A 15,443-nucleotide genomic window follows, 5' to 3' on the forward strand; every position below is an offset into this window, starting at 1 on the left:
GCCCCTCAGAGGCTAGCGCCGACGCACCCTGCGGCGTTCGTTGCTGGACAGGCCCTTCGTCAGCGGCCTGGCCAGGTTGTCGCCGAGCACGATACCCGCGGCCACTCCCAGGACAATCGCTCCGGCGTTAAGCATCCCGCCGGCACCGGCCAGGAAGTCGCCCCCTTCAACGGTGAGGGCATACATCGAACGGAAGATCGTCAGGCCGGGCAGCAGGATCAAAGCCGCGGGCACAGCGACAACCAGCTGGGGAGCACCCAGCTTCAGGGCAACCACACGGGCCAGCAAACCGATGACCACCGCCGCGACAGCGGGCGACAAACGATCGCCGAGACCGGCTTGGCCGACCCCCCACAAAACGAAGAAGCCCACTATGCCGACTGCCGCCGTCGGAATCAGCAACCGCATCTGGGTTTGTTCCGTGACGCCGATGGCAACCACAGCGACGGCGATGAGGATGGCGCGGCCCCACAACGGATACGCGTCGGGGAATGTTTGCGTGACATCCAGGACAGCGCTGCCCATGAGGGTGCCCACCACGACAGCCACACCAATCCCTGCCACGATCGCCCCGAAGGTGAGCAGCGTGGAGAGGAACCGGCCCGCGGCAGTGACCGGGAAGCCGTTGATCGCATCCTGTACCGACGACACGAGCCTGCCCGTTGGGAGCAGCAGCAGGATTCCGCCCGCCACCACTATGGAGGGAGCGATGTCCACACCTGCCCAGCGGAGCATCAAAGCGATGAAGGTGACCAGGAACGCGCAAGCCATGGTGTTGAAGAAGTCCGCAGTCCTCCATCTGGCCAGTTGGCGGGAAAGCAGGCTGATCAGGATGTTGGAGCCGAAGGCCACCGCTGATGCGCCGAGCCCGCCCCCCAGAACGCCCACGAAGACCGCCGCGAAGATACCGAACGCTATGGTCACCATCCAGCGCGGGAAGGGCTTGGCGCTGCGGATGACCTCGTTCAACCGGCGCACGGCTTCGTCGCGGCCCACTCCCCCGGCCACAATGTCGGTGACCAGTTGGTGCACCTGCGCAAGGCCGGCGTAGTTGTTGGTCCAGGAGCGCACCACGCGGAGGAGCGTGATGGGCGTCTGGTCCTTGGGCGCGTAGTTGATGGCCACCGACTGGTTGGTGATATCCACTTCAACGTTCTTCAGGCCCAAGGCAGCCGTGACGGCGATCATGCTCGTCTCGACCTCCAACGCGCCGGCACCGTATCGGAACATGACCTCAGCCAGGTGCAAGGCAAAGTCGATGGTCTTGCGGGCGGATGCATCCACGCCCACTACCTGGATGGTGGGGTTGGCGTAGGGGCTGCCCGCCAGCCGGTCCACGATGTTCATGGGAGCCGTAGGTGGGCTGTCGCCTTGCACCAGGCGCATCAGCATGCGTTTGGCGTTGACGTTCTGCCGGACCTGCGAGGGCCGAAGCGGCTGGGTCTTGGGCAAGCCGTCCGTGTGCGGCCTGCTCGCTGACCCCTCGGGGCGTTCAGTCACGCGGTGATCCTCCCGTGCGCTTGTGTGATTAGTGGTTCCTCCGGAGCTTTCCTACAACCGGCAATTTCTCAAGTGGCAATCGTCCCAATACTGTCTGGGCGGCGCCTGCAAGCTTTCTGGCCACGCGGTAGGCGTTGAACGTGAGCGGGTTCACCGGAGCCACGAAGTCGCCTATCAGCTGGACCACCTCGCCGCCAAACCCCTTCTTGAATTCATAACCGCCGTGGCCGGTGTCGTCCTGGCCTTGGATGCCGAATGTGCCGTAGAAGTTGTACCGCGAGTATCCGTTGTTCAGGGCGTGGAGCATCATGCCCCAGTACAGGGACGTGGCGCCGTTGAAGTAGATGTAGTCCTGCACGGTGCCACCGATAACGCAGGTCAGTTCGTCGCCGGAGCACGCGAAGTGGATGGCCGCCACCGTGGCCACTCCCACGGAATCGGGGAAGCGCTCGATGTCCTTGAGGCTGCGCTCGTAGCTGTCCACGAGGTCCTGGACCACCTTGACGCGGTTGGCCTTCTTCTTGCTGCCGGTCTCCTCGACTTCACGTTTCAGTTCGGCCAGCGTCTTGGACTCGGCTTCGAGCCGCTCCGTGATGGACGCGCGGTACTCGGGGATGTTGATCTTGGCCATCATGAGCTTGGTGAACTCATCGGAGGTGTTCCGGAGCAGCTGCTCGTAGTACTCCCGCTCGCGGTACGTGAAGCCCTTCTCGTCGCCTGCGGTGCTCAGCGCGTTGTAGAAGTCATCGAGGGTCTCCAGCGTGGCCTGTTCCAGGTAGACGCCGTTCTTCTCGGCCTTCCGGATCGCCTTGCGGGTGCGGTAGTTCATGCCCATGATGAGCTCTTCGGAGTCCGCAAACCCGTCGAGCTGCTTGATGAACATCCAGTTGATATTGGCGAAGTTCATGTCGAAGCCCTGGTGCTTGAAACCGAGGCCCTCGAGTTCCTTCAACAGCGGCCGGTTGTCTTCGATCTCCGGGTGCTCGGCGCCGTCCTCGTCACGGGCGATGTAACGGACGTTCGGCGAAATGCGCAGTTCCGCCGCCTTCTTGGAGGCGGCATGCTTCTTCAACTGCTCGACGACGAAGCGAACCACTGCGGGGTCGCTGTAGTCCATCAGTGGTCCCTTGGCACAGTCCGCGGTTTTGTAGCCAAAACGGTTGGACGTGTAGACGAGCTTTCCCGCGGCAATGAGGCTGCCGGCGCGGGTTACGCCAAAGAGCTCCACCTCCTGGCCACGGGCGCGTTGGAAGCGCGTCAGGTCCATGGACTGGATGAAGCTCCCCTGTGGGTGTCCCTTGGCGAACGTCTCGAAATCAGCGTCACTGAGAATCACGAATTCCATGTCGGTTCCAGCCTCGATCGGAGTCAAAGAAATTACCTCACCTAGATTAGATTTGCGCCCGTTGGTGGCCGGGGCGGGCCTGTGGGTTGGCTTGCTGGCTTGGGTGTCCGTCAGTAGAACTGACCGCCGGTGCGCATGGTTTCGAGCCTTCTGAACACCTTCTCTGCGCCCTTGAGCCACAGCTTGTACCGGACAGGGCCCAGCACGAGGTCGTAGCAGCCCACAAAGTCCGTAACGGTCTTGGTGAAGCTCGTCTTGAACGATCCCAGGCCGTAGAGCGGGTGGCTCTTGTCCTTGATCCTGGCAGCGGGGGGTGTGCCGCAGAAGTCGTATTCCACGCAGCCGAGCTCCTGCATGCGCTGGATGGCTGCCCATTGGACCAAGTGCGAGTCGCCATACTGTTTACGGTTCTGCGTGGAACCGCCGTCCTTGTAGGTTGCCTTGGAACCGTAGTTGATGACGAAAGCGCCAACGCTCGGGGCACCGTCCTCGTAGACGAAGAAGAAGTGTCCCTGGCCCCGACTGCAAAACTGCTCCCAGAAGGTGGCGTAGTACTCGTAGCTTCGCAGCGGCATGGCGCCCTTGGCGTTCATGGTGTTCTGCATCAGGGCGTAGAGCTTCTTGTAGCTGTCCTGGCCCGGCTCTGCTTCCACAACTTCGCAGCCTTCGCGCTCCGCCCTTCGGACCGCATTGCGGGCCCGGGACGAAATACTCCGCAGGACTTCGTTCGCCGGGGCGGAGATGTCCAACAACGCCGTGGAATCGTTGGACTGGATATTCGGAGCCTTGACCAGGCCAGACGCCTTCAGCTTCGCGACCACCTCAGGTGACTCCACGACGTCGGGCTCGATCTTGATGCTGAAGACGTTCAGCTTCTGTTCCCGTGCCAACGCAGCTACCGCCCTGAGCATGGGCTCGATGTCATCCGCCGAGGCAGCATCCGGTCCCTTGATCAGGTACCAGAGCCGGCCGAGAACGGGGAACTTCTTCTCCAGCAGCAAGTTGTAGCTGGCGTACTCGGCGGTTTCCACCACTACGCGGCGGACCAGCCAGCCGTTGCCGTCCTTGACTGCGGCGTAGGCGTCCGACTGCAGCATGTTGCCGCCGTTCGGATTGGCCGTGACGTGCTTGTCCCAGTTATCGGTTTCCTCGGCGGTGGCAAAGCGGGCAGTAAATTCTCGCAAGGTGGCCGTGTCCAATCTCAGGGTTTTGGTGCAGTGTTCAAAGGCATGCGGACATGCAGCCCCAAGTCTATCGGGCCGGGAAAAATCCTCTGGTTCGTCCTAAAGCCTGATCTGATCCGTGCTTTCCAACCTAATGGCCTTCGGCGCTTTTCCGAGCTCCCGCTGGCTGCTGGACAGACGGTCCGCGCTGACCAACCGGCTCAGGCTGAGCCCTGTCAGATCCGCAATCTCCCCGATAGGCACCTGGAACGTCCGGAACGGCCCCAATGGCGGCGGTTCGCCTTCCAGGAGCCGCTGGTCGATGGCCCGTTTCAGCTCTACTTTGCCCAGGAGCGGCGACTGGTCCAGGACGAATCCCGCGGCCGCCAGTTTGGCATCACTGGTCCACGCAGCGATCTTCCAGAATTTCCGTGGAACCTGCACGCCCCTGTACGGGGGGTCGTCGTCGAGTAGAACCGGCCCCGTGAAGACGCTGAGCTTGGCATCGTAGGCGTCAGCGTGTTCCAGGACATGGTCCTCCAGCCCCACCCACAGTTCCTTGCCTTGGTTGAAGTCATCAACCTGCGGCGCAGCATTGGTGAACACGAAGGTGTCCTGGTTGGCCTTTTTGGCGGTGGCAGGATCTCCCCACACCGGGTCCAGACGCCGCACCAGATGCCCGCGGTCAAACGCGTTGTTCTTGTAGACGTCCGGACCGGCCTGTTGCTCCCGGGGAATCCGGTCATCGAAGTGCCAGGTACCTTCCCGGGCCAGCGGGTTCAGTTCCTTGCCGTTAATGTTGACCCCCACGATCGCCGCGAGCTTCCGGGAAACCCGGAAACGCACGGAGAAGTGGATGTAGTCCAAAAGTGTCGTCGTCGCCGACGGACTGGGCAGCTCAAGGCGTGCCCGCAAAAAATCCCTGTCGTATCCCCCGCTCATGGATACAGCATGGCACTAGGCACCGACAGTAAACAGACTCAGCATTCGACGACGTTGACGGCGAGGCCGCCCATCGCTGTTTCTTTGTATTTGTGGGACATGTCCTTACCCGTTTCACGCATGGTCACGATCACCTCGTCCAACGAGACCCGGTGCGTCCCGTCACCCCACAACGCCATCTTCGCCGCGTTGATCGCCTTCGCCGCAGCAATCGCATTCCGCTCGATACACGGAATCTGCACCAACCCGCCAATCGGATCACACGTCAACCCCAGGTTATGTTCCATCGCGATCTCCGCAGCATTCTCCACCTGACCCGGGGAACCACCCATCACCTCAGCCAACCCCGCAGCCGCCATCGACGACGCCGACCCGACCTCACCCTGACAACCCACCTCAGCACCCGAAATGGACGCCTGCTCCTTGTACAACACACCCACCGCACCGGCAGCGAGCAGGAACTTCACCACCACATCGTCCTTATCAGCCTGGGTCGCTTTATCCATGCCCGGGGCGTAATTCAACGCGTAATACAACACCGCCGGAATGATCCCCGCAGCACCATTGGTCGGAGCCGTCACCACCCGCCCACCAGAGGCGTTCTCCTCATTCACCGCCAACGCGATCAGGTTCACCCACTCCTGCCAGTACTTCGGATCGTTCCGGTCCTTGTCCTCCTTCAGGAGCCGCTCCAACCAATCCGGCGCACGACGACGGACCTTCAACCCACCCGGCAACACACCCTCACGCTGCAAACTGGTTTCAACACAAGCCTCCATCACAGCCCAAATATGCAGCAGACCCTCCCGGATCTCCTCCTCGGACCGGGACGCCCGCTCATTGATGAACATGATGTCGCTGATCCCCAAACCCTTGGACGCGCACCGGCCCAACAACTCCGCCGCCGTCCGGAACGGCAACGGCAACTCCTTCTTCGACTCCTCCAACTCCGCCTGCGCCGCGGACTCCTCACCCTCCCGGACAATGAACCCGCCACCGACCGAGAAGAACGTCGCCTCTTTGAGAACATTCCCCTCGGCATCGGAGACAGCGAACTTCATCCCGTTCGTATGCCGCGGCAACACCGTCAACGGATGCAAAACCATGTCCTCCACCGCATAATCCAGCAGCACTTCGCCGGCCAGGTTCAGCTTCCCCGTCTCCGCAATCGACGCCAACCGCTCCTCCACCTCATCGGGAAGGATCAACTCCGGCTCGTAGCCCTCCAAGCCCAACAGGGTCGCAGTGAACGTCCCATGCCCACGACCCGTCGCCGCCAACGAACCGTACAGGTCCACCCGCAAGGACGCCACCGAATCAAGGACACCAGCGTCCTTCAACTCCTGCGCAAACACCGCCCCGGCACGCATCGGGCCCACCGTATGCGAACTCGACGGGCCAATGCCCACGGAGAACAAATCGAAAACACCAACAGCCATAGCCGTGATTCCTTCATAAAAACTTGAGATGTCCCGGCAGATGGTCCTGCCGGATGGCCGCTACCGCTTGTGGCGGAAGTCAACCGAAGCACGACGCCGGATGGCCCCCAAAGGCGGCAACCCGGCGTCGCAATTTTTCAGTTACTAATTACCACGCTACGCCCATGGAGCTCGCGTGGCGGGATACCTAGGACAGGTCTCCGCCATTCTTGGAGGCGTATTCCTCGGCGGAAAGCAGCGGACCGTCGGACTCGGCGGCCACCTTGAACAGCCAGCCTGCACCGTAGGGATCGTTGTTGATCAGTGCGGGGTCGGAAACAACTGCGTCGTTGATTTCGGTGACCTCGCCGGTGACGGGCGAGTACAGGTCGGAGACCGACTTGGTGGACTCGACTTCGCCACAGGTCTCGCCTGCGGTCACGGTTGAACCGACCTCGGGGAGGTCAACGTAGACAATGTCGCCCAGGGCGTCGGTGGCAACCTCGGAGATACCAACAGACACCGAGTTCCCTTCGCCGCGGGAAACCCACTCGTGTTCGTCGGAGTACTGAAGTTCGGGCGCTACTTTGGGCATTCTGTTTCCTAACGTGTGGTGAATGAAAAACTGGCTACTTTTGGCGCTTGTAGAACGGCAGGGCAACGACCTCGAAAGGCTCGGCCTTGCCGCGCAGGTCGACGTCCAGCGCAGTTCCAACTTCGGCGAACTCGACGTCGACATACGCCAACGCTACCGGGTAGCCGAGCGTCGGGCTGGGCTGGCCGGAGGTCACTTCGCCAACAACCGCTCCGTCCTTCAGGACCGGGTAGTGGCTGCGTCCGGCACGGCGCCCCAGGCCCTTGAGGCCAACGAGCTTGCGGCCGGTGGTGGACCCGGCCCCGTCCGCCTTCAGGGCAGCCAGGGCTTCCTTGCCCACGAAGTCGCCTTCCTTGGACAGCGCAACCACGGGCCCAAGTCCTGCGGCGAAGGGGTTGCCCTCACGGGAAAGTTCGTTGCCGTAGAGGGGCATGCCCGCTTCGAGCCGGAGGGAGTCGCGGGATGCGAGGCCGGCGGGGATGAGCTCGCCGTCATCCGCGACTGCGGCAATGGCCTGCCACAGGGCTGCCGCGGATTCGTTGGGCACGAAGATCTCGAAGCCGTCCTCGCCCGTGTAGCCGGTGCGTGCCAGAAGCAGGTCCTGGCCGCTGCCGGCCACCAGGAACGTGACCTCGACGGCGGCGTAATACTTCAGTTCCGTGACCAGGGAGTGCTGCTCGGCAGGCACGAGCCGCAGCAGGATCGATTCCGCAAGGGGACCCTGGACGGCGATGAGTGAGGTTTCGGCGGAGGCGTCCTGAACCACGACGTCGAATCCGGCGGCCCGTTCGGCAAGGGCGTCAGCCACTACCTTCGCGTTGCCCGCGTTGGGGACTACAAGGAACTTGTCCTCACCGCGACGGTAGGTGATGAGGTCATCGATGATGCCGCCGTCTTCCTGGCAGATCAGCGAGTACTTGGCCTTGCCGTCGGCCATGGCCGAGATTTTGCCTACCAAGGCGTAGTCGAGAAACTCGGCAGCCTGAGGGCCGCTGACCCACACCTCCCCCATGTGGGAGAGGTCGAACAGGCCTGCGGATTTGCGGACGGCGTGGTGCTCAGCCAGCTCCGAGGAGTACTTGAGCGGCATTTGCCAGCCACCGAAGTCGGTGAAGGAGGCGCCGAGTTTCTTGTGCTCTTCGTAGAGGGCCGTGTAGTTCTCAGTCATTTTCCGGAACCCCCTAGTTCTCGAAGTCTTCGATCGGCGGGCAGGAGCAGACCAGGTTGCGGTCTCCGGCTGCGCCGTCGATGCGGCCAACGGGCGGGAAGTACTTGTCCTGCTTGAGGTGGTGGACCGGGAAGGCAGCCTGCTCACGCGGGTAGGCGCGGTCCCAGTCGGAACTTACGACGGCGGCTGCCGTGTGGGGCGCGCGGCGAAGCGGGGAGTCCTGCACGGAGAAGTCACCGGCAGCGACCTGGTCGATTTCCTTGCGGATGGTGATCATGGCTTCGATGAAGCGATCGATCTCCACGAGGTCTTCGGACTCGGTGGGCTCCACCATCAAGGTCCCTGCAACCGGGAAGGCGAGCGTGGGGGCGTGGAAGCCGAAGTCAATGAGGCGCTTGGCCACATCTTCAGCGGTGACGCCGGTCTTGGCCGTCAGTTCCCGCAGGTCCAGGATGCACTCGTGTGCCACGAGTCCGCCTTCGCCGGTGTAGAGCACCGGGAAGTGGTCGTTGAGGCGGGACGCGATGTAGTTCGCAGCGAGCAGTGCGGACTTGGTTGCTTCGGTGAGGCCCTGGCCACCCATGAGCTTCACATATGCCCAGGAGATCGGCAGGACACCGGCGGAACCAAAGCGGGATGCGGAAATCGGAACGTCGTTGCCTTCGGTCCAGGAAGCCGCATCGCCCGGCATGAAGGGTGCCAGGTGTGCCTTGGCAGCAACCGGACCAACGCCCGGTCCGCCACCGCCGTGCGGGATGCAGAAGGTCTTGTGCAGGTTCAGGTGCGAGACGTCGCCACCGAACTTGCCCGGCTGGGCAAGGCCAACAAGGGCGTTGAGGTTGGCACCGTCGATGTAGACCTGGCCGCCGGCTTCGTGGATGGCGTCGCACACTTCGCGGACGTCGGCATCGTAGACACCGTGCGTGGACGGGTAGGTGATCATGATTGCCGAGAGGGCGTCGCGGTTGGCCTCGATCTTGGCCTTGAGGTCAACATGGTCGATGGTGCCATCCGGCGCGGTGGCAACGACCACTACCTTCATGCCCGCAAGGACTGCAGAGGCAGCGTTGGTGCCGTGGGCGGAAGCCGGGATGAGGCAGACGTTGCGCTGCTCGTCACCGTTGGAGAGGTGGTAGCCGCGGATCGCGAGGAGCCCGGCGAGTTCACCCTGGGAACCGGCGTTCGGCTGGATGGAGACCTGGTCGTAACCGGTGATCTCGGTCAGCTGCGCCTCGAGGTCGGTGATGAGCTCACGCCAACCCTCTGTCTGGGAGTCCGGCGCGAACGGGTGGATGGAAGCGAACTCCGGCCAGGAGATAGCTTCCATTTCAGCCGTGGCGTTGAGCTTCATGGTGCACGAACCCAGCGGGATCATGGTGCGGTCCAGCGCGAGGTCGCGGTCAGAGAGCTTGCGGATGTAACGCAGGAGCTGGGTTTCCGAGCGGTGGGTGTTGAACACCGGGTGCTGCATGAAGCCGCTGGTGCGCTCAACGGAGGACTCCAGCGCGAAGCCTTCAACGGCTTCAGTGACCGAAGCGCCGAAGACGCTTGCGACGTCGGCGACAATCGCCGTCGTCGTTGTTTCATCCACCGAGATGCCAACCGTGTCGGCGTCGACGCCGCGCAGGTTGATGCCCTTGGCCTCAGCTGCGGCCACCAGCTCGGCAGCCTTACCCGGAACGCGGACCGTGATGGTATCGAAGAACGAGCCGTGGAGGACCTCGACGCCGGCAGCCTTCAGGGATGCGGCCAGGGTCCGGGCGTGGTTGTGGGCGGTCTCCGCGATCGCCTTCAGGCCTTCCGGGCCGTGGTAGACGGCGTACATCGAGGCCACGATGGCCAGCAATGCCTGGGCGGTACAGATGTTGGACGTAGCCTTCTCGCGGCGGATGTGCTGCTCGCGGGTCTGCAGCGCCAAGCGGTAGGCGGGGACACCGGCGTCGTCCTTGGAAACGCCTACCAGACGGCCGGGCATGGAGCGCTCCAAGCCCTTCTGGACGGCCATGTACGCGGCGTGCGGGCCGCCGAAGAACAGCGGAACGCCCAGGCGCTGGGCGGAGCCGACGGCGATGTCGGCACCCTGCTCACCCGGAGGGGTGATGAGCGTGAGGGACAGGAGGTCGGCGGCGACCGTGACCAGCGCGCCGCGCTCTTTGGCTTCTGCAATGACGGCGGAATGATCGAACACACGGCCGGAAACGCCGGGCTGCTGGAGGACGACGCCGTTGATGGCACCTTCCGGAAGACCGGCGCTCAGGTCAGCGACCTCAACTTCGAAGCCGAGCGCTTCCGCGCGGCCCTTTACGATCGCAATGGTCTGCGGCAGGCAGTCGGCGTCGAGGACGGTCTTGCCGTCCTGGGCGGACTTGTTCTTGTTGGCGCGGCGCATCATCAGCACGGCTTCGGCCACAGCCGTTGCTTCATCCAGAAGGGAAGCGTTGGCGATGGGCAGGCCCACCAGGTCCTGGACCATGGTCTGGAAGTTCAGGAGTGCCTCGAGGCGGCCTTGCGAGATTTCCGGCTGGTACGGGGTGTAGGCGGTGTACCAGGCCGGGGATTCGAGGATGTTGCGGCGGATCACCGGCGGCGTGACGGTGTCGTAGTAGCCCTGGCCGATCATCTGCACGGCGGTCTTGTTCTTCGAGGCAAGCTTGCGCAGCTCAGCAAGGACTTCGACTTCGCTCAGGGCGTTCTGCAGGGTGAGGGCGACGTCCTGGCGGATGTCGTTGGGGACGGCGGTGTCGACCAACGCGTCAACGGTGTCGTAGCCCACGGACTTGAGCATGGTCTCTATGTCGGCCTGGCGGCGGGCGCCAATATGCCGATCAACGAAGGTGGTGGAGGCAGAACTAACCGTCACGAAGGAACTCCATTACTTGGGCGGCGTTTGGGTACGCCACAGCGGTTGGGTTCCTCCCCGCTCTGTATTGGACCTGAGAGTTTCCGCGTTGTTGGAACAACATCGCTTGCACCGTCGGTGAGCACAGCACTCTATTCACCCTTCGGTGGTCAGAGCGCCTGCTGCTTTCCAGAGTTGCCTTGCCGCGGCGGTGCGTGGGCCTGAGAGATTCCTGGGGAGGGTTTGCTCCTACGGCGCCTGCATCACGTGCTTGCAGGACTCTCCCGCCGCAGATCATAGGCATGTTCAGTTGTAGCGCGACCCCGGATCAAGGCAGGCCACAAGGGTTAATTGTCCTACGTGCGGCGCGTCGCCGCAAATGGGATGATGCGCTATTTCCGCAGCCGCTCCAGCACTCCGAGCAGGATCTTGATGTCGGCTTCCCGGCCGTCGTCGCCGGCCTCCTGTCCGCCCTCGAACATTGCGTTGAAATACAGTCCGTCGCCCATGTAGCTAACGGCCTTCGCTACCTCGGGTCCCACATCCTTGGCCAGCACATCGAGCCACTGCTTTTGGATTCCGGCAAACCTGCGGCGCGTTTCTTCGTGGGCAACCTCAGCCAGCCGCGTAGCAGCGACGAAAGCGCGGTCCATCGGCGTCCCGGCCCACAACGACGTCCGGATGAAGTAGGCAGCGGCGCCGTCCGGCGCGGCCCTCATCTGCTCAATGTCCTGTACTGCCAGTTGGTCCAGGCGTTCCAGGAGGGCACTAATCAGCGACTCCTTGTTCGGAAAGTGGTACAGCAAACCGCCCTTCGAGACGCCCGCACGCTTGGCAACTGCATCGAGCGTGGCGGCCCGCTCCCCTACCTCTATAAGGAGGGCTTCGTAGGCATCCAGGACGGCGTCCCGGGCAACTGGTTTTCGTGGCATGAGTACATCATTCCCTAAAGGTTTGCTGAGGATTAATTTGAAACTATACCGTCTGGACGGTACAGTAAGGACATGTTCTCGCCGTCCTCCACCCAAGCTCCCCGTTCAGCTCGTCCCGTCATGGGCCCTGCACCGTGGCGCGACTGGACGGCCCTGGCACTCCTGATGTTCCCGGTACTGCTGGTGGCCGTCGACAACACCGCGCTCACCTTTGCCCTGCCCGAGATCGCCCGATCCCTCGATGTCGGTGGTGTGCAACTGCTCTGGATCGTCGACGCCTACCCCTTGGTCCTGGCCGCGCTGCTGGTCTCCATGGGCAACCTCGGCGACAGGATCGGACGACGGCGGCTGCTTCTGATCGGCAGCACAGGCTTTGCTGCGGTTTCGGCTGCTACGGCGTTCGCGCCTTCCGCGGAATGGCTGATTGCCGGACGCGCCGCCCTTGGCGTTTTCGGCGCCATGCTGATGCCCTCGACGCTTTCCCTGATCCGCAACATCTTTACCGACCCCAACCGCCGCCGGCTCGCAATTGCCGTGTGGGCGGCCGGGTTCTCAGGCGGTGCTGCCCTCGGGCCGATCTTCGGCGGTTGGCTGGTGGAACACTTCTGGTGGGGCGCCGTCTTCCTGGTGGCAGCCTTCCTGCTGCTGCCGCTGCTTGCCTTCGGTAGGGTGCTCATCCCTGAGTCCAAAGACGCGAACCCGGGCCGGGTGGATGTCCCCAGCATCGCTTTGTCCATCTTGACCATGGCTCCGTTTGTCTACGGCATCAAAGAATTCGCAGTGCACGGCTTTGGGGCATCAGCCGCGGCGTTCATGCTTTTCGGCCTGGTGATGGGTGTCCTCTTCGTCCGACGCCAGCAGAGGATCGACAGCCCGATGCTGGATGTCAGCCTGTTCAAGAACAAGGTATTCAGTACGGCAATCGTTGCCAACGTACTTTCCCTCTTCTCCATGACCGGCTTCATCTACTTCTTCGCCCAGCACCTGCAATTGGTTGAAGGCCAGTCCCCCATGGAGGCGGGTATCGCAATGATCCCGGCCCTGCTGGCAACAGTCATCGCCGGACTGCTGGTGGTGCCCCTGGTCAAAAAGGTCCGGCCCGGTTTTGTGGTGGCCGGAGGGTTGACGCTCAGTGCCGTTGGCTACTTCGTGGCGGTGGTGGGCGACCACGGCAGCGGCCCCGTGTTCCTCCTGTCGGCTCTCACAGTTCTTGCTGTTGGGGTGGGTGCGGCGGAGACCATCTCCAACGACCTCATCCTGGCCTCCGTACCGGCTGACAAATCCGGGGCAGCATCAGCCATCTCGGAGACCGGTTACGAGTTGGGTTCGCTGTTGGGAACGGCTGTCCTTGGTTCCATCCTCACCGCCTCCTACCAGCACAACCTGGTCATACCGGACGGCGTATCCGGCCACGCCGCCGAAAAGTCCGGGGAAACCCTGGCCGGTGCCGTTGACGTTGCTTCCACGCTCCCAGCGCCCTTGGCTGAAGCATTGACGGCCTCGGCACGCGTCGCCTTCGACTCCGGCGTCCACATCACTGCGGCGATTGGGCTGGTACTCATGGCCGGAGCGGCAGCCCTTGCCGCCGTCGTACTCCGGCGTGTCCCCAAGGCGCACTAGCCGAGGCTACGCAAGGAGGCCGGGTCGCTGAGCGGCCCGGCCTCCTTCGCGTCAGTGTCTAAACGGCGCTGTTGAGTGAGGTTCCCAGGCCAAAGCCGCGGGTGATTCCACCCGTGGTTGCCGCGGCAAGGGATGAAAGATAGTCATTGCGGCGGCGGGCTGTGATGCGCGATTCCGGTTCGAAAACCTGGTCGGGCGAATCGGCGTAATGGGCAGCCAAGCCGTCGCGCATGAGACGGATCCCCTCGGCACGCTGCTGCGAGACGGCGGCGTGCGTGGAACCCAGCTCCTCGGCAAGCTCCTTCACGGACCGTCCCGCGAGATAGATTTCCTGGACCACGAAGCGCATTTTTTCCGGGAGGGCATCGACGGCGGCACGGAGGTACTTGATCCGCTCATCGGCCAGGACAGAGTGTTCCGGGGATTCGGTGGGGGACGCAACCGTGTCCGCCACCACCTCATCCAGTGACGTCAGCGTCCGGGATGCGTCCACCAGGGCAGCTTCAACATGGCTGCGCTCGACACCCAGGGCCGAAGCCATCTCGGCGACGCTGGGACCCCGTCCCAGCATGCTGGTCAAGGTCTCCTGGACGCCCAAGGTTTCCTTGATCCGCTTGCGGGCCGACCGCGTAGCCCAATCTCCGGCTCGCATCTCGTCCGCGAAGGCACCTACGATCCGGCGGCGCGCGAAAGCACCGAACGGAACACCGAGGTCCGGATCGAAGGAATCAGCAGACGTTATCAGGGCAACGGCACCGACAGAAGCAAAATCATCGCGCGATAAATGCGACGCGCGCGCGCAAAGGTCAGAGACCAGGTAACCAACGAGCGGAAGGTGCTGCAACACCAGCTCGTTGCGCTGTTCGCGATTCAAAAGTGAGTCCCCCCATGAGACCGGATTATTGAGTTGCAAACCCGACTTCTTTGCCGTTTCGCCGATGTCCAGAGACCAATCAGAGCATCGTTGTTGAGCGTTCAATCAGGTACGTATTCAGTGAACATACCACCTCAAAAGCTCCCTGCGTGTACGCTCGACAGAAGTAAAGATAAACCCTGCCAAATTGTGATTTTGGCGGGCCATAAAATGAATTGGGGAACCGTGGGGGCGGACGAGCTATCGGCAACGCTGTGGCGCGAACGGAGGCAGCTGGATTTCCTGCTTTTCCTCCTCGAAACACAGCTCCTGCACCTCCGGGCAGGCAACTGGCACCGGTTGAACTTCACTGCGGCCGAACTCGAAAAAGTCCTGGAAAATCTGCGTTTCGAATCCCTCGCACGCGGGGTGGAGGCCTCGGCCCTGGCAGCCGAATGGAAAGCCCCGGATCAATCCACCCTTCCCTCCCTTATTTCGCTGGCGCCCCCTGGACTGTGGCCCGAGCTCCTTGACGATCACTGCCGGGGATTGACGGCATTGTTGGCAGGAATTGACCTTGCCGCTGCCCGGAATATCGAGCTGTTGAAAGCCCCGCCGGACGAGGCCGGGATACCGTCGTTGGCATCGGGCACCAATGAGGCACCGGGTGGGGACGCGGACCTTGACCTCTTGGCCCGTGATGCGAACATACAGCGGGCCTTGGCTGCAGTGAACTCGGCTACCCTGACGTCGCTCCGCGATTTCCTGGAGCTGGGCTAGTCCCTCCCTTCCGACGCTCCATCACATCCCACCCCCTTCAACCCAACCCTCACTCACAACCCACCCCCATCAACCCAACCCTCACTCACAACCCACCCCCAACAACCCAACCCTCACTCACAACCCACCCCCATCCCACCAACCCTCACTCACACCCCACCCCCTTCCCACCAACCCTCACTCACAACCCACCCCCTTCAGCCCGACGCTGCCCCACACCTAGGACGTGAGGAGGGACTGTCGGAATAACGGTGGATCCGGGGTTGGCCTGACACGCCGGGTTTGCCT

General features: G+C 62.8%; 12 protein-coding genes and 2 riboswitches. Of the genes, 2 read left to right on the plus strand and 10 right to left on the minus strand.

Annotated elements, in window-relative coordinates:
• Positions 1 to 12: 12 nt before the first annotated feature.
• From ABHM97_RS05505 to ABHM97_RS05545, 9 genes are all read right to left on the minus strand, one after another.
• Positions 13 to 1,500 (minus strand): threonine/serine exporter family protein, encoded by a 1,488-nt coding sequence (locus ABHM97_RS05505; protein ID WP_349469892.1) that lies wholly within the window; start codon positions 1,498 to 1,500, stop codon positions 13 to 15.
• Between the two features lie 28 nt (positions 1,501 to 1,528).
• Positions 1,529 to 2,845, minus strand: coding sequence for a peptidoglycan bridge formation glycyltransferase FemA/FemB family protein (locus ABHM97_RS05510; RefSeq protein ID WP_349469893.1), 1,317 nt, complete (start codon positions 2,843 to 2,845; stop codon positions 1,529 to 1,531).
• Positions 2,846 to 2,955: 110 nt separating this feature from the next.
• Positions 2,956 to 4,044 carry a lipid II:glycine glycyltransferase FemX gene (locus ABHM97_RS05515; protein WP_349469894.1) on the minus strand — a complete coding sequence of 363 codons (1,089 nt, stop codon included), beginning with the start codon at positions 4,042 to 4,044 and terminating at the stop codon, positions 2,956 to 2,958.
• Between the two features lie 84 nt (positions 4,045 to 4,128).
• Positions 4,129 to 4,950 (minus strand): DNA/RNA non-specific endonuclease, encoded by an 822-nt coding sequence (locus ABHM97_RS05520; protein ID WP_349469895.1) that lies wholly within the window; start codon positions 4,948 to 4,950, stop codon positions 4,129 to 4,131.
• Between the two features lie 38 nt (positions 4,951 to 4,988).
• A complete protein-coding gene (locus ABHM97_RS05525) occupies positions 4,989 to 6,389 on the minus strand; it encodes an L-serine ammonia-lyase (protein ID WP_349469896.1) in 1,401 nt (466 codons plus the stop codon).
• 187 nt (positions 6,390 to 6,576) lie between these two features.
• Complete coding sequence (gcvH, locus tag ABHM97_RS05530) at positions 6,577 to 6,963, minus strand: glycine cleavage system protein GcvH (protein ID WP_026542540.1); 387 nt, start codon at positions 6,961 to 6,963, stop codon at positions 6,577 to 6,579.
• A gap of 34 nt (positions 6,964 to 6,997) precedes the next feature.
• Positions 6,998 to 8,131, minus strand: a complete 1,134-nt coding sequence (gene gcvT, locus ABHM97_RS05535; RefSeq protein ID WP_349469897.1) for a glycine cleavage system aminomethyltransferase GcvT — start codon at positions 8,129 to 8,131, stop codon at positions 6,998 to 7,000.
• A 13-nt stretch (positions 8,132 to 8,144) separates the two neighbouring features.
• Complete coding sequence (gene gcvP, locus ABHM97_RS05540; protein WP_349469898.1) at positions 8,145 to 10,991, minus strand: aminomethyl-transferring glycine dehydrogenase; 2,847 nt, start codon at positions 10,989 to 10,991, stop codon at positions 8,145 to 8,147.
• Positions 10,992 to 11,043: 52 nt separating this feature from the next.
• Positions 11,044 to 11,168, minus strand: a riboswitch (glycine riboswitch).
• 1 nt (position 11,169) lies between these two features.
• Positions 11,170 to 11,267: riboswitch (glycine riboswitch) on the minus strand.
• Positions 11,268 to 11,362: 95 nt separating this feature from the next.
• Positions 11,363 to 11,902, minus strand: coding sequence for a TetR/AcrR family transcriptional regulator (locus tag ABHM97_RS05545; RefSeq protein ID WP_235518906.1), 540 nt, complete (start codon positions 11,900 to 11,902; stop codon positions 11,363 to 11,365).
• Positions 11,903 to 11,974: 72 nt separating this feature from the next.
• Here ABHM97_RS05545 and ABHM97_RS05550 point away from each other — a divergent pair, with 72 nt between their 5' ends.
• Complete coding sequence (locus ABHM97_RS05550; RefSeq protein WP_235518901.1) at positions 11,975 to 13,522, plus strand: MFS transporter; 1,548 nt, start codon at positions 11,975 to 11,977, stop codon at positions 13,520 to 13,522.
• A gap of 58 nt (positions 13,523 to 13,580) precedes the next feature.
• Here the strand turns inward: ABHM97_RS05550 and ABHM97_RS05555 are convergent, their stop codons facing one another.
• Positions 13,581 to 14,396 carry a sigma-70 family RNA polymerase sigma factor gene (locus tag ABHM97_RS05555; protein ID WP_235518898.1) on the minus strand — a complete coding sequence of 272 codons (816 nt, stop codon included), beginning with the start codon at positions 14,394 to 14,396 and terminating at the stop codon, positions 13,581 to 13,583.
• Between the two features lie 210 nt (positions 14,397 to 14,606).
• Between ABHM97_RS05555 and ABHM97_RS05560 the strand changes: the two genes are divergently transcribed.
• Complete coding sequence (locus tag ABHM97_RS05560; RefSeq protein ID WP_349469899.1) at positions 14,607 to 15,155, plus strand: flagellar protein FlgN; 549 nt, start codon at positions 14,607 to 14,609, stop codon at positions 15,153 to 15,155.
• The last annotated feature ends 288 nt before the right edge of the window (positions 15,156 to 15,443 follow it).

This window comes from Paenarthrobacter sp. CAP02, from assembly GCF_040137855.1.
Lineage (GTDB): Bacteria > Actinomycetota > Actinomycetes > Actinomycetales > Micrococcaceae > Arthrobacter.